This is a genomic window from Pseudomonas coleopterorum (assembly GCF_900105555.1).
Taxonomy (GTDB): Bacteria; Pseudomonadota; Gammaproteobacteria; order Pseudomonadales; family Pseudomonadaceae; genus Aquipseudomonas; species Aquipseudomonas coleopterorum.
The window spans coordinates 2,728,777-2,741,375 of record NZ_FNTZ01000001.1 but is presented as its reverse complement, the minus strand read 5'-3'; the positions used below and the strand labels follow the sequence as shown (position 1 = coordinate 2,741,375).

The following is a 12,599-nucleotide window of genomic DNA, read 5'->3' as shown; positions in this document are numbered from 1 at the left end:
GCGAAGTGGAACCTCTCGGAGGCCCGCCCATGACCAATCGCAGCTGGCAAGTAACCGTCCCGGGCTACAACCCATTCCGCATGGGTGGAGAACCGATGGACTACGCCGAGGCCCTCGCCACGGCTCGCAGTATCTGGCCTATGGCGGAGGTGAAGTAATGGGCAGCGACAAGATGCGTGATGAGTTCGAGGAGTGGATCACTGCCGATGCTGCGCGTGAGAACCGGGTAATCCGGATCGTTCGCGAGCGCAATTGGTACGCCGGCCGTCACAAGCATCATCTCAATACCAGTTGGTCGGCATGGCAGGCCTCCTACGAAGCGCTGCTGAAAAACCAACTACGGGAGCAAGAAGAATTTCTTGCTCACCTTGCTGACTTTGAACCTGAGGACGCTCTCCATGGCTGACTTCAGCGAAAAGATGCGTGAAGAGTTCGAAGCTTGGTACTTGGCTTCGATGGTTGAGCTGCTGGGTAAGGGCGTCCGCGATCAGGCGCAAAAGAATCTTGCCTGGACGCGAGACGATGGCACCTATGCCGATCCGGCTCTGCGCTTGGGGCTCATGGCTTGGCAGGCCTCGCGTGCCGCTGTGATGGTTCAGATGCCCCAGCAATCTGGGGTCAACCTGGACTGGAACCAAGCCATTCGATACTGCATCCAGGCCGTAGAGGCCGAGGGGTTGGGGTGGAAGCCATGAACGTCTTCCAAGAGCTCCACCTGCGCGGCATCGACTGCACGATCCGCCGCGGAGCCGTCGAGCAGCACATTGGCCGGGTAGGGCAGGCACTCGACGTGCTGAACCGCCATGCCAAGGCTTGGGAAATCTGGGCCAACGTGGCCGCCTCCGGCATGGGCCGGCGCCGGAAGATCGCCAGCCAGGCTAAGGCACTGGTCAAGCACGATCGGATTATGCGAGGTGATGTGTGACCGACTACAGCGAATTGAAGCGGCTGGCTGAGGCTGCGACGCCTGGGCCATGGTCGACCGAAGCCAACGAGTTGTACTGGCTCGAAGACGGCTACACCAAGCACCTGATGGAAACCTTCGATGGCAGCGACATCTGCCATGACGCAGAGCATCCGGATAATTTGAAGTTCATCGCCGCCGCCAACCCTGCCGCCGTGCTGGATCTGATTTCTGAAGTTGAGGTGATCAGCGCATACCTTTGCACCTGCCCGGATTGCGGCGGCGAAGGTGAAATATTCACTGGCAGCTACTCCTACTTCGGCCACATGGACCCGCCAGAGCCGAATATGGATAAGTGCGTTGAGTGCGACGGCAAAGGTTTGATCGGTACACCTCAGAATTTGCAAACCGTTATCGCCGAGCGCGACCAGCTCAAGGCCGAGGTCGAGGCGCTGCGCAAGGATGCCGAGCGCTACCGCCACCTGCGAAACGGCGCCTACTGCGTTGCCACGATCGACGGCTACCGCGTCATCTGCGAGGAGCCTATGCCTGGTCCCTTCGTAGATGCGGACTCGGCTCTTGATGCGTCCATCGACGCCGCCATGAGCAAGGAGTCCGGCCATGACTGAGATCATCATGCGTAGTCGCGCCGACACCAGCCGGCTCAATGGCTTCCTCGACGGCACCGACTTCACCAAGCCCAAGAAGATCGTGATCAAGGACCTGGACCGCAGTGGCGAGCAGAACAAGCTGCTCCATAAGCTGCTGAGCCAGATCGCAGCCCAAGTGAAATGGCACGGCCAAACGCTGTCGGTCGACGTGTGGAAGCGGCTGTGCACCGCGGCCTGGCTCAGGGAGGCCGGGCACTCTCCGATGCTGGTTCCGGCTCTGGATGGTCACGGCATCGACATGATCTTCGAGCACACCTCGAAGCTCAGCGTATCTCAGTGCGCCAGCCTGATCACATGGGTGGAGGCTTTCGGCAGCCAAGAGGGCGTCCGCTGGGCGGCCCAAGATAACTATGGGGGTCGCTACTGATGAGCGCCGCAGAACAATTCTGGATCGTCGTTTTCGTGGCGGTCGTCATCGGTGTCATTACAGGCCATCTCATCGAGCGAAGGAGAGCTCAGGCCATTGCTGAGCTTGATCGCCGACGGCGAGAACACAAGGCGGAAGTCGAGCGTGCCGCGAGGAAAGCGCTATGACGCTCACAACCAAGAGACCTCGTCCGAAGAAGTGCAAGGTCGCTACCTGCAGGGCCTCATTCGTGCCTACGAAGAGCTTTCAGATCTGGTGCAGCCCTGACTGCGCTGTGGTGATCGTTCGTGCGAAGCAGGCCGCCGAGCGGAAGTCGTTCGAGCAGCGCGAACGCCGCGAGATCAAGGTCCGCAAGGAGAAGCTGAAGAGCAGGGCGGACCACCTCAAGGAGACGCAAACCGTATTCAACGAGTGGATCCGTCTCCGTGATGCAGGCCTGCCCTGTGTGAGCTGTGGCCGTCACCACGAAGGCCAATACCACGCCGGGCATTACCGCACGGTCGCAGCCAGCCCCGAGCTGCGCTTCGAGCCGCTGAACGTCCACAAGCAATGCGCGCCCTGCAACAACCACAAGTCCGGCGACATCGTGAACTACCGGATCAACCTGATGCATCGCATCGGCGCCGAGAGGGTGGATTGGATCGAAGGGCCTCATGAGCCCCAGCGCTACACCATCGAACAGTTGAAAGAGATCAAGGCGCACTACCGAGCGCTGATTCGAGAATTGAAGGGGAGGGAGTCGGCATGAACATCAACTCAGCACGCCAGGCCTGGCATGACTGCACCTACAACCCCGCTCCCGGCCAGACCTCGGACGTCGTCCAGCTGGGTGTGGTGGTGCAAAAGACCGAGCGCGGGCCAACAGCCAATCACGCGATGCACGGTGCACTGGCAGGACACATCCAGTCAGCCATCGCCAGGCTTCATCCGCAGGTTCGTTTGTTCGGAGAGTTCATGTACGCCGCCAACCGGGATGACGATATCCGAGAGGCAGCAGAGGAACTGGTTTTCGGCATGGTCGTTTCGAAGTCCAAGCGGATGACCGCGGCGAAGCGTGAAAAGCTCGAGTACGTGGTCAAGGGGGTGATGCGCCGGTACTGCTACATGCACCAGGGCGGGCAGTCGGCCAATGAGGATCCGCTGATCAAGCCTGAGGGGTTTCGCTCGTGGCTGATGGCCGAGTATGGGGTGAGGATCGAATCCTGTGCATGGGCGCGCGACTGGGAGCCGGTGATCACCCTGACATTCGAGTGCTGCGAAGACTTGGATCGCATGGCGTTGAGTCCAGTTGGAGCCGTGATTTACCAGATGAAAGACGCTGCTTGACTTCCCGCACGGCTGGCGGCATCATTTCGCCATAGTTAATATTTTGCCTCTGGCAAACACAGCGAGCCCGGACAAACCTCCGGGCTTTTTTGTGCCCGGAATTTGGAGCGGTTATGTCCAGGTCCACCTGCTGGAGCCTGCTCGCATTCGCCATGGCGCTCATGAGCTACACCATGCAGCGCGACATCAGCGCCAACGTGTTCCTCGGCGTGCTGTTCATCATCCAGGGCCTGAAAAGGAACCGGGACACAGAGCACGAGACCGATCGGGTCACTCTGCTCTGCACCATCCTCAGTACCGCAATCATCATTTTCGCCCTATACAGCTTCGCCACCGGCATGCATTGGGCACGACCTAAGCCGTGGTAGATAGGCATGCCCAATGAAGTTAGAGGCAACGATATGGCTGATGCAATGACAACCGCAGCAGCGCCGGTGATTGTTGGCGGAACCGGTATCACCATCGCCAGCATGTTCCCAGGCGTCGACCTATCGTCTGTTGTGGGTGCATTCGGCGGGGCGTTCTTTTTCATCCTGTTCGCCAAGGACATCAGCGCCTGGCAGCGCATCGGCTACCTGATCGTAGGATGGGTGGGCGGATACTTCGGTGCCGCTGAGCTGCTTTCCCTGGCGTGGACGAAAACCTCGGGATTTTCCTCGTTCGTGGCAGGTCTGTTCTGTGTCGCCACCTGCATAAGCCTGATCGAAGCGTTCGAGACCGGCACGCCACCCAAGTGGCTGCAATGGATCTGGAGCCTGCGACCCGGCAAGAGGGAACCAGAATGATCACGCTCGAAACCCAGATCGTCGCCATGCTCCAAGCCATCTTCTGTGGCGGCATCGCGTTCATGATCGCCTTCAAGTACAAAAGGGCCGGGTCCAGGTATCACTTCCTGCCAAGCCTGTGCGCCTTCGGCCTGGCTTCGCTGATGGGCCAGCAATGGCTCTCCATCGTCGGCCGCATCCTCATGTACGGGGAATGGCCGGTGGTATCGATCTACAACACCCTCATCTTCGGCATCCTGTTCATCCTGATCACCAGGGCGAAAGGAAACGTCGCGCGCATGTTCGCCTTCTGATCTCGCGCGCCACAAATTCATCACAGCCATTTCGTGGCGCGGAGTAAATATGGCCGAAGTCCACGACATAGCCGACCATCGGCCCCACTTGCTCGTCCATGCAGCGGATGGCGCTCACGTAATCCCCGTAGCGCTGCTCACCGATGTAGCAGAAGGTAGAAAGCCCTCGCACATCCTCACTGAGCCGGTGATACAGCGGATCATCCAAGAGTGGCTGAAAAGGGGGGGGGCGCATGAAGATCGTTGAGTTTAGCCGAGAGGGGTGGCGTGACGCCGCCAAGACCCTCCGCAAGATCGCCGATGACCTTGATGCTGGTGTGCATCCAGAGTGCAGCGTAGGCACGCTTACCCTCATCGGACCAAAGGGAGAGGTGACCGTGTTCGGCCTCGGGCCAAAGTGCGACGACTTGCAGTGCCTGGGTGCTATGCGCCTGGGTGAGCAGAAGCTGATTGATGTACTGCTGGAAACCCAAGATTAAGGACTACCCATGACAACCAAGCAACCCGACTGGGAGGCGATTGAACGTGCCTACCGGGCCGGGTCGCTTTCGGTTCGAGCCATCGCCGAAGAGAACAGCATCTCTCACGTAGCGATAGCCAAGCGAGCCAAGAAGGAAGGATGGGCTCGCGACCTCACCGACAAGGTGCGTGCTGCTGCCAAGCGCAAGGTTACCGATGCGGTTACCACAAAGGGTTACCAAGACCCACTGGTAACCGAAGCTGAGATAATTGATGAGGCATCCGACAAGGTTGCTGCCGTCGTGCTGGCTCACCGGATCGACTTGGCTCAGTGGCGTGGCATTGCAAACAAGCTCAGCGCCGCGCTGCAAGAGATCGAAGTGACCGAAGACAACCTCGGCGACTTCTCCCGCTCGCTCAATGCTGGCGTCGACGCCCAGCTCAAGGTCATCAAGGGCGAACGCCAGGCCTATAACCTCGACACCGAGGAGGGCGACAAGACAGTTGATACCTTGGCCTCTCTGATGGACGAGCTATCGAAGGAAGCCTGACATGAAGCCCGAGCATCTGAAGCTGCTCCGGGACAAGCGCTGGCGACTGAACAACCTCTACTTCATCACGGACAAGCAGGGCAAGAAGGTCCGCTTCCGGATGACGGACGAGCAGGTCGAGTACTTCGAGGGTATCCACACTCGCAACATCATCCTCAAGGCTCGACAGCTCGGCTTCACCACTGAGTGCTGCATCATCCAGCTGGATGCAGCACTGTTTGAGTCTGCGAAGTGCGCCCTGATTGCTCACACCCTGAACGACGCCAAGCGCTTGTTCCGGGAGAAGGTGAAGTACGCCTACGACAACCTGCCGAACGAGATCAAGGCAGCGAACCCGGCCAGCAACGACGCTGCCGGCGAGCTGGTGTTCAGCAAGGGCGGATCGATCTACGTCAGCACCTCGTTCCGGGGCGGCACACTGCGCTACCTGCACGTTTCCGAGTTCGGGAAGATCTGCGCCAAGTATCCGCACAAAGCGCGCGAGATAGTCACTGGTGCGTTCGAGGCGGTGGCCGCTGAATGCTTTGTCACGATCGAGTCGACCGCAGAGGGTAGGGCGGGCTACTTCTTCGATTACAGCCAGGCTGCCGAGAAGCAGCACCTTTCCGGCGTCCCGCTGGGTCAGCTGGATTGGAAGTTTTTCTTCTTCAGCTGGTGGAAGAATCAGGGCTACTGGCTCGACCCTTCTACCGCGATCATCCCGGACCGGCTGACCAAGTATTTCGACGAGCTTTGCGCCAAGCACGGCATTGTCACCAACCCCGGTCAGCGCGCCTGGTACGCAGCCAAAGAGCGGACGCTGGGCGACGACATGAAACGGGAATACCCGTCGATACCGGCCGAGGCGTTCCAGCAGTCGATCGAGGGCGCGTATTACGCCCAGCAGTTCAACAAGCTCTACACCGATCAGCGCATCGGTGTGATCCCGGACAACCGACACCTGCCGGTGATGACCTTCTGGGACATCGGTGTGAGCGACTCCACGGCTATCTGGTTCGTGCGCAAGGTGGGCGAGCAGTACCACCTCATCGACTACTACGAGAACAGCGGCGAGGGCCTGCGGCACTACATGAAGGTGCTGAAGGACAAGGGGTACACCTACTCCGAGCACTGGGGGCCGCACGACATCGACAACCGCGAGTTTGGCAGCGATGCCAAGACCCGGCGGGAACTGGCCCGCGAGGGCTATGAGATCGACGGCCAGAAATACAGCATGACGTTCCAGGTGGTGCCGAAGATCGGCATCAACGACGGTATCGAGCAGGTCCGCGAGATCCTTCCCCACTGCGCGTTCGACGAATCCAAATGCGAGGAGGGTATCGCGTGCCTGGAAAACTACCGCAAGGAGTGGGACGACAAGCGTGGCTGCTGGAAAGACAAACCGCTTCACGACTGGACCTCGCACGGCTCTGACGCCTTCCGGTACTTCGCTGTCGCCAAGAGCGCCCGCAAGCCGGTCAAATCAATCAAGATGGGATTCGCACGCTGATGCCAGACGTCCAATTCAAACGCACCGAATACGACGGCGCCCAATCGCGTTGGCGCTTGGTGCGTGACGTCTGCAAGGGCTCCGAAACTGTAAAGCACCGCGGCGATTTGTACCTGCCCCGACCAAACCCGGGCGATACATCGGACGACAACAAGGCGCGGTACCTGAGCTACATCGCTCGTTCCGTGTTCTACAACGCCACCGGCCGCACGAAGAACAGCCTTGTGGGTGCAGTCTTCCGCACCTGGCCGACATTGACTGTTCCGGCCGCGCTCGACTACGTCGCAAAGGACGTGGATGGCCAGGGCGTGAGCATCTACCAGCAGTCCCAAGCCGTCATTGGCCATCTGCTGGAGGTTGGCCGTCACGGCCTGCTGGTTGACTACCCCACGGTTGAATCAGGCGCTGTGAGCGTCGCTGACAGCGTTGCCAGCGGTATCCGGCCAACCGTTGCCAGCTACGTCGCTGAGTCGATCATCAACTGGAAGGCTCGCAAGGTTGGCGGTCAGTACCTGCTGAGCCTGGTCGTGCTCAAGGAAGTGGTCGACAAAGAAACCGAGGATGGTTTCGGCGTTGAGGCGAAAGACCAATACCGGGTTCTGCGCCTGACTGATGAGGGCGTCTATCAGCAGGAGCTTTGGGACGAAGAGGGTGGCTGGACTGCGGCGACCGAGGTGCAAACCCCGCTCGATGGTGCAGGTCAACCATGGCGGGTAATTCCGTTCATCTTCGTGGGCAGCGAGAACAACGATTCCAGCATTGACGACGCGCCGCTGTACGACATGGCCGAGATCAACATCGGCCACTACCGCAACAGCGCCGACTACGAGGAGGCCAGCTACTTGGTCGGTCAGCCTCAGCCGTGGATGGCGGGCCTGGACGAGCAGTGGCGGGATCACCTGGAAGAGACTGGGATCTACCTCGGTGCGCGTGCGCCGTGGTTGCTACCTGCCAATGGCACATGCGGCATGCTGCAGGCTCAACCCAACACACTGGCCAAGGAGGCCATGGACGCCAAGGAAAGCCAGATGGTTGCCCTGGGCGCCCGGCTGATCGAACGCGGCAGCGCAGTGAAGACTGCCACGCAGGCCGACAACGAAAGCGCCGCTGAGCACAGCGTGCTGTCGCTGGTCGTCAGCAACGTAAGCGAGGCTTACACCCAGTGCCTGGCCTGGATGCAGCAGTTCATGCGCCTGTCCGGTGAGGCTGAGTACAAGCTCAACCAGGACTTCAGCCAGATCACCCTGGACGCGACCATCCTCTCTGCGCTGTTCAATGCTGTGCAGGGCGGGCGCCTACCGGCTGCCGACTTCTGGCAGTACCTGCGCGATCGCGGCGTGATCAACCCAGAGAAGACCGACGACCAGATCCGTGGCGAGCTTGAGGCTGAAACGGCAAGCCTGGGCCTGGATGATGAGGAAGACGAAGATGACGGAGCAGCAGCAGGCAATACTTGATGCCACGATCCGCAACGCCGTCTTTCTGGAGCGATTGAAAGCCTCGGAAGTGGAGAAGTTTGCCCCATTCCTCAAGGAGATCGACCGATCGCTACGCCAGCGGCTCAATCGTGGTGACCTGAGCACTTACACGATTGAGCGGCTCAATAGGCTGCTGGACGAGGTAGGCGCTCTGCTCTTGGGTATCTTCGGCCGATTCACGGATCAGCTGACGCTTGACCTGGTGGACCTTGCCAATTATGAGGCCCAGTTCGAGGCGACCAATCTGACCAAGGCAGCACCTATCACCGTGAGCGTCGAAGCAGTGGTGCCCACGGCGGCTGCAATCAGGTCAGCGATCCTCACCAACCCTCTGAGCATTCGTGGGGCAGATGGCGGCAAGCTTCTGGAGCCCTTCATCAAGGATTGGACCACTGCCGAGCGCAACCGGGTAACCGGTGCGATCCGGCAGGGATTCTTCGAAGGGCAGACCAACAGCCAGATCATTCAGCGCCTTCGCGGCACCAAGGCGCTGAAGTATTCAGATGGAATCCTGGCTGTCACAGACCGCAACGCGACGACGGTGGTGCGCACATCCATCCAGCACGTTGCCACCCAGGCGCGCATGGAGACGGCCAAGGCCAACACCGACATCGTGACCAGGATCGAGCTGGTGGCCACACTCGACAGCAAGACCAGTCAGATCTGCAGGACGCTAGACGGCAAGACGTTCCCGGTGGATTCGGGGCCTCGGCCGCCATTCCATCCGAACTGCCGAACCACCTTCGTTATGGTGACCAGGCTCAGCGAGTTGTTCGCTCAAGGCGCCACGCGCGCTTCGAAAGGCGCTGACGGGCCAGGCCAGGTCAGTGCTGACCTCACCTACTACGAGTGGCTCAAGAAGCAGCCTGCAGCATTCCAGGATCAGGCCATCGGCAAGGCCCGCGGCGCCCTGTTCCGCAATGGCGGCTTGACCACCGAACGATTCTCCGAGCTCCAGCTCGACCGCAACTTCAAACCGCTGAACCTCGAGCAGATGAAGGCCCTAGAGCCTTTGGCGTTCGAGCGCGCAGGCATCTGACCCGCTGGCTGAGCCGGCACACCAGTCCCAGGGGGACAAACATGAAATATCTGATCGACAAGGCCGCCTACGACGCTTTGGAGCCATCCCTGCAAGCCTTCTACAAGGCCCAGGGTGAAAACTACGTGCTGGTGATCGAAGGGCTGCCTGCCCCCGAAGACACCGCGGGCTTGAAAGCCAAGGTCGACGAGTTGTTGCGGGAGAAGAAGGACGAGAAGACCAAGCGCGAGCAGGCCGAGGAAGCTGCCCGCCTGGCCGCCGAGGAAGCCGCTCGCAAGAACGGCGATACCGAAGCGCTGGAGCGCAGCTGGAACGAGAAGCACACCAAGGCACTGGGCGAGAAGGACACAGCCCTCTCCGCTGCTCAGGCGCAGATCCACGCGCTGACTGTGGGCGCCACTGCTGCCCGCCTGGCCGGTGAGCTTGCTGTGCATGGCTCTTCCGCCGTCCTGCAGCAGCTGATCGAGCCACGCCTGAGCATGGAGATCCGCGACGGCAAGCCTGTCGTGATCGTGCTCGACATCGATCGCCGCCCATCTGCGCTGACGGTCGACGAATTCAAGGAACAACTGTTCAACGATGCCGCTCTGGCGCCGTTGATTGCAGCAAGCAGGGCTACTGGCGGCGGGGCCGGCGGTGGCAAAAGCGGCGGGGCCGCGAAAACGTGGGACCAAATGAGCGGCATGGAGCGCGTTGAGCTCCGCCGAACCAACCCCGCCGAGCACGCGCGCCTGAGCGCCGCGGCCAAGGCAAAGTAAAGGACATCAGCAATGCCAACCATCCTCTCCGATGTGATCTTCCGCGACGAATTGCGGGATTACATCAACGTGAACACCTCCGAGCGCACCGCGTTCTTCCAGTCCGGCATCCTCGCGATGAACTCGGATATGGCCCAGCTTCTGGCCAGTCCATCGAACACCTTCACCATTCCGTGGTGGGTCGATCTGGACGCCTCGATCGAGTCGAACTACTCGAACGACGTGTACACCGACATCGCGGTGCCGCTGTCGGTCACCAGCGCCTCCATGCAGGCGCGCGCCGCCTACCTCAACGAAGGCTGGAACGCGATGAACTTGGTGAAGAACATCACCAAGCAGGATCCGCTGGAATTCGTGGCAGGCCGTCTGACCAGCTACTGGCAGCGTGTCGCCCAGCGCCGCACCATCGCTACCAGCATCGGCATCTACAACGACAACGTAGCGTCCAACGGTGGCGACATGGTCGTTGATGCAGGCGGCACCATCAACGCTGCTTCCATCATCCGCGCCAAGGCCACCATGGGTGACTACTCCGGCCAATTGGGCGGTCTGAGCGTCATTGCAATGCACTCGGCGGTGCAGACCGAACTGCAGATCCTCAACCTGATCGACTTCACCCCGCTGGCCGACCAGATCCCCGAGTTCGGTCGCTTCCAGGGCATGCGCGTCGTGGTAGACGACTCGATGCCAGTGATCGGCACCGGTGCAACTGCCAAGTACCTCTCCGTCATCTTCGGCCCTGGCGCAATCGGCTACGAAGAGCAGCAGCCTGAAGGCGAAGACGGCCTGGAATACGAGCGCGCCCCGGACCGCGGCAATGGTGGCGGTACCGAAACCCTGTGGAGCCGTCGCAACTTCGTTGTGCACCCGCTGGGCTTCTCGTTCACTGGCAGCACCATCACCGGCACCCCTACCACCAGCCGTCCAATCTCGGCGAACTGGTCGGACCTGGCGCTGGCGACCAATTGGGAGCGCAAGTTCGACCGCAAGCAGGTCCCTCTGGCGTTCGTAACCTCCACCGTATCGGCCTGACCGACAGCTGGCCCCGCCCGGGGCCGGCAGCTCTGAAGGAGAAAGATCATGGCAGTTGAAAAAGACAAGCACATCGACCCGAACGTAAAAGCGCGCTGGGGCTACGGTGGTTCCGAAGGTAATATCACCGTCGGCCCGCAAACCGTTGGCGAAACCGGTGGTGTGGATTCGGTCCGCACTGATTCGGACGAAACCGCGGCGCGCAACAACGGCGGCGGCAAGAACACCGAGGCCGCCAAGGCCGGGAAAACCACGAAGGAATAATCCATGCTCATCATCGAGGACGGTACCGGCAAGCCAAATGCCGACAGCTACTCAACGGCGGAGGAACTGGTCAGCTACGCCATGATGTATGGCGTGACCATTCCGGCCGATGAGGTGGCGCAGGAGGCGCTGCTGCGCCGGGCCGCCTTGGCGATGAATGGCATGAAGTGGAAAGGACGCCGAACAAACCCGGATCAGGCCTTGGCCTGGCCCCGGAAGGACGTGATCGTCGATACCGAGATCAAGCCTTCCAACTACATTCCTGCACGTATCCAGTACGGGCAGATGGCGCTTGCCGCCGAGATCCATGCCGATGACGTTGACCCGGTTGATTCGCGCAAGGGCGCGGTCACCCTGGAGCGTGTCGAAGGCGCTGTGACGCGTGAGTACGCCGCGATCAGCAGCACCAGCAGCAGACTGTTGCCGGCGGCGCCAGACCGGCCCAGCCGCTCGCAGTTCGCTGATTACCTACTCAAGCGGGGGCTCTTCGCCGTCCGCGCCTGATATAATGGTCGGGCGGCTAGGTTGATCCCCGAAGAGCCGGCCCCTAACCGGCCTGCCGCACCTCCAAGTTAGGGTTCGTACTGTAGGGGTATGAAATGGCAGAAGCAGATAAGGTCTGCAGCGAAAGCGGCTGCGCCAGAAAGCATTACGGCCGCGGATTGTGCGGACTGCACTATCAACGGCAACGGAAGTCCGGCAGCACCACTGCAAATGGCACTGAGCGCGGCGCGCCAAAACGGATGCTGGATGCAGCATGTGATTCGAAATCTGAACTTTGTCTGATTTGGAAATTTTCCGTAGGCGGCCACGGCTATGGCCAAATCAATATCGGCGGGGCGCCCAGGCTTGTTCATCGCATTGTCTGCGAGAAATTACACGGTCCGGCACCTTCGTGCGAGTTCGAAGCAGCCCACTCTTGCGGCAATCCGCTCTGCATAAACCCACAGCACCTTGCTTGGGCTACACCAGTTGCCAACCAGTCGGATAAGTACAAACACCAAACAGATAACAAAACAGTCCAGAACTGGCAGCGCAAGCTGACCACACAAGATGTTGTCGAGATTCGGGAAAACGTGCTTGGGTTAACTATCAAGCAGGCTGCTGCGCACTATGGTGTATCGCTGAGCAGCATTATTCGAGTCCGTGCGCTAAAGCAGAACGCTGACGTGATCTAAATATA

21 protein-coding genes are annotated in these 12,599 nt (G+C 60.2%); all 21 read left to right on the top strand.

What is annotated here, in order from left to right:
• Positions 1-157 precede the first annotated feature (157 nt).
• The 21 genes from BLV18_RS12090 to BLV18_RS11990 all read left to right on the top strand — a co-directional run bounded on the left by BLV18_RS12090 (position 158) and on the right by BLV18_RS11990 (position 12,594).
• Complete coding sequence (locus tag BLV18_RS12090) at positions 158-406, top strand: phiTE_015 family protein (protein ID WP_090358801.1); 249 nt, start codon at positions 158-160, stop codon at positions 404-406.
• Positions 399-695 (top strand): phiTE_015 family protein, encoded by a 297-nt coding sequence (locus tag BLV18_RS12085; protein ID WP_090358799.1) that lies wholly within the window; start codon positions 399-401, stop codon positions 693-695. The genes BLV18_RS12090 and BLV18_RS12085 overlap by 8 nt, the downstream gene beginning before the upstream one ends.
• A complete protein-coding gene (locus tag BLV18_RS12080) occupies positions 692-925 on the top strand; it encodes a hypothetical protein (RefSeq protein ID WP_090358797.1) in 234 nt (77 codons plus the stop codon). The genes BLV18_RS12085 and BLV18_RS12080 overlap by 4 nt, the downstream gene beginning before the upstream one ends.
• Entirely contained in the window at positions 922-1,533 is a 612-nt protein-coding gene (locus BLV18_RS12075; protein ID WP_090358795.1) for a hypothetical protein, read from the top strand. Before BLV18_RS12080 ends, BLV18_RS12075 begins: the two co-directional genes overlap by 4 nt.
• A complete protein-coding gene (locus BLV18_RS12070; RefSeq protein ID WP_090358792.1) occupies positions 1,526-1,942 on the top strand; it encodes a recombination protein NinB in 417 nt (138 codons plus the stop codon). The genes BLV18_RS12075 and BLV18_RS12070 overlap by 8 nt, the downstream gene beginning before the upstream one ends.
• Positions 1,943-2,038: 96 nt before the next feature.
• Entirely contained in the window at positions 2,039-2,209 is a 171-nt protein-coding gene (locus BLV18_RS22515) for a hypothetical protein (RefSeq protein ID WP_244156977.1), read from the top strand.
• Positions 2,172-2,690 (top strand): recombination protein NinG, encoded by a 519-nt coding sequence (locus BLV18_RS12065; RefSeq protein ID WP_244156951.1) that lies wholly within the window; start codon positions 2,172-2,174, stop codon positions 2,688-2,690. The genes BLV18_RS22515 and BLV18_RS12065 overlap by 38 nt, the downstream gene beginning before the upstream one ends.
• Positions 2,687-3,268 carry a hypothetical protein gene (locus tag BLV18_RS12060; RefSeq protein ID WP_090358788.1) on the top strand — a complete coding sequence of 194 codons (582 nt, stop codon included), beginning with the start codon at positions 2,687-2,689 and terminating at the stop codon, positions 3,266-3,268. Before BLV18_RS12065 ends, BLV18_RS12060 begins: the two co-directional genes overlap by 4 nt.
• 113 nt (positions 3,269-3,381) lie before the next feature.
• Positions 3,382-3,636, top strand: a complete 255-nt coding sequence (locus BLV18_RS12055) for a hypothetical protein (RefSeq protein WP_090358786.1) — start codon at positions 3,382-3,384, stop codon at positions 3,634-3,636.
• Positions 3,637-3,642: 6 nt separating this feature from the next.
• On the top strand, positions 3,643-4,053 hold the full coding sequence (locus BLV18_RS12050; RefSeq protein WP_244156857.1) for a putative holin: 411 nt from the start codon (positions 3,643-3,645) through the stop codon (positions 4,051-4,053).
• Complete coding sequence (locus BLV18_RS12045) at positions 4,050-4,346, top strand: phage holin family protein (protein ID WP_167375940.1); 297 nt, start codon at positions 4,050-4,052, stop codon at positions 4,344-4,346. The genes BLV18_RS12050 and BLV18_RS12045 overlap by 4 nt, the downstream gene beginning before the upstream one ends.
• A 233-nt stretch (positions 4,347-4,579) precedes the next feature.
• The gene (locus BLV18_RS12035) at positions 4,580-4,825 is read left to right on the top strand and encodes a hypothetical protein (protein ID WP_090358778.1); all 246 of its coding nucleotides are present in this window, start codon (positions 4,580-4,582) and stop codon (positions 4,823-4,825) included.
• A gap of 9 nt (positions 4,826-4,834) precedes the next feature.
• Positions 4,835-5,356, top strand: a complete 522-nt coding sequence (locus BLV18_RS12030) for a hypothetical protein (RefSeq protein WP_090357481.1) — start codon at positions 4,835-4,837, stop codon at positions 5,354-5,356.
• A 1-nt stretch (position 5,357) separates the two neighbouring features.
• Complete coding sequence (locus BLV18_RS12025; RefSeq protein WP_090357484.1) at positions 5,358-6,845, top strand: terminase large subunit; 1,488 nt, start codon at positions 5,358-5,360, stop codon at positions 6,843-6,845.
• On the top strand, positions 6,845-8,302 hold the full coding sequence (locus tag BLV18_RS12020) for a DUF4055 domain-containing protein (protein WP_090357486.1): 1,458 nt from the start codon (positions 6,845-6,847) through the stop codon (positions 8,300-8,302). The genes BLV18_RS12025 and BLV18_RS12020 overlap by 1 nt, the downstream gene beginning before the upstream one ends.
• A complete protein-coding gene (locus tag BLV18_RS12015; protein ID WP_090357488.1) occupies positions 8,274-9,362 on the top strand; it encodes a phage head morphogenesis protein in 1,089 nt (362 codons plus the stop codon). The genes BLV18_RS12020 and BLV18_RS12015 overlap by 29 nt, the downstream gene beginning before the upstream one ends.
• Before the next feature lie 41 nt (positions 9,363-9,403).
• Positions 9,404-10,120, top strand: coding sequence for a hypothetical protein (locus BLV18_RS12010; protein ID WP_244156818.1), 717 nt, complete (start codon positions 9,404-9,406; stop codon positions 10,118-10,120).
• Between the two features lie 12 nt (positions 10,121-10,132).
• Positions 10,133-11,152, top strand: coding sequence for a hypothetical protein (locus BLV18_RS12005; RefSeq protein WP_090357489.1), 1,020 nt, complete (start codon positions 10,133-10,135; stop codon positions 11,150-11,152).
• A 48-nt stretch (positions 11,153-11,200) separates the two neighbouring features.
• Positions 11,201-11,416, top strand: a complete 216-nt coding sequence (locus tag BLV18_RS12000) for a hypothetical protein (protein ID WP_090357492.1) — start codon at positions 11,201-11,203, stop codon at positions 11,414-11,416.
• A gap of 3 nt (positions 11,417-11,419) precedes the next feature.
• A complete protein-coding gene (locus tag BLV18_RS11995; protein WP_090357494.1) occupies positions 11,420-11,920 on the top strand; it encodes a DnaT-like ssDNA-binding protein in 501 nt (166 codons plus the stop codon).
• A gap of 95 nt (positions 11,921-12,015) precedes the next feature.
• Positions 12,016-12,594: an HNH endonuclease gene (locus BLV18_RS11990; RefSeq protein WP_090357497.1), complete on the top strand. Its 579-nt coding sequence runs from the start codon at positions 12,016-12,018 to the stop codon at positions 12,592-12,594.
• The last annotated feature ends 5 nt before the right edge of the window (positions 12,595-12,599 follow it).

Bases quoted from the DNA above. Each gene is read 5' to 3' on its own strand.
- BLV18_RS12000 (WP_090357492.1), top strand. From the start codon at position 11,201: ATGGCAGTTGAAAAAGACAAGCACATCGACCCGAACGTAAAAGCGCGC.
- BLV18_RS11990 (WP_090357497.1), top strand. From the start codon at position 12,016: ATGGCAGAAGCAGATAAGGTCTGCAGCGAAAGCGGCTGCGCCAGAAAG.
- BLV18_RS12050 (WP_244156857.1), top strand. From the start codon at position 3,643: ATGCCCAATGAAGTTAGAGGCAACGATATGGCTGATGCAATGACAACC.
- BLV18_RS12030 (WP_090357481.1), top strand. From the start codon at position 4,835: ATGACAACCAAGCAACCCGACTGGGAGGCGATTGAACGTGCCTACCGG.
- BLV18_RS12090 (WP_090358801.1), top strand. From the start codon at position 158: ATGGGCAGCGACAAGATGCGTGATGAGTTCGAGGAGTGGATCACTGCC.
- BLV18_RS12070 (WP_090358792.1), top strand. From the start codon at position 1,526: ATGACTGAGATCATCATGCGTAGTCGCGCCGACACCAGCCGGCTCAAT.
- BLV18_RS12035 (WP_090358778.1), top strand. From the start codon at position 4,580: ATGAAGATCGTTGAGTTTAGCCGAGAGGGGTGGCGTGACGCCGCCAAG.
- BLV18_RS12025 (WP_090357484.1), top strand. From the start codon at position 5,358: ATGAAGCCCGAGCATCTGAAGCTGCTCCGGGACAAGCGCTGGCGACTG.
- BLV18_RS12015 (WP_090357488.1), top strand. From the start codon at position 8,274: ATGACGGAGCAGCAGCAGGCAATACTTGATGCCACGATCCGCAACGCC.
- BLV18_RS12060 (WP_090358788.1), top strand. From the start codon at position 2,687: ATGAACATCAACTCAGCACGCCAGGCCTGGCATGACTGCACCTACAAC.
- BLV18_RS12085 (WP_090358799.1), top strand. From the start codon at position 399: ATGGCTGACTTCAGCGAAAAGATGCGTGAAGAGTTCGAAGCTTGGTAC.
- BLV18_RS11995 (WP_090357494.1), top strand. From the start codon at position 11,420: ATGCTCATCATCGAGGACGGTACCGGCAAGCCAAATGCCGACAGCTAC.
- BLV18_RS12055 (WP_090358786.1), top strand. From the start codon at position 3,382: ATGTCCAGGTCCACCTGCTGGAGCCTGCTCGCATTCGCCATGGCGCTC.
- BLV18_RS12005 (WP_090357489.1), top strand. From the start codon at position 10,133: ATGCCAACCATCCTCTCCGATGTGATCTTCCGCGACGAATTGCGGGAT.
- BLV18_RS12045 (WP_167375940.1), top strand. From the start codon at position 4,050: ATGATCACGCTCGAAACCCAGATCGTCGCCATGCTCCAAGCCATCTTC.
- BLV18_RS12020 (WP_090357486.1), top strand. From the start codon at position 6,845: ATGCCAGACGTCCAATTCAAACGCACCGAATACGACGGCGCCCAATCG.
- BLV18_RS12080 (WP_090358797.1), top strand. From the start codon at position 692: ATGAACGTCTTCCAAGAGCTCCACCTGCGCGGCATCGACTGCACGATC.
- BLV18_RS12010 (WP_244156818.1), top strand. From the start codon at position 9,404: ATGAAATATCTGATCGACAAGGCCGCCTACGACGCTTTGGAGCCATCC.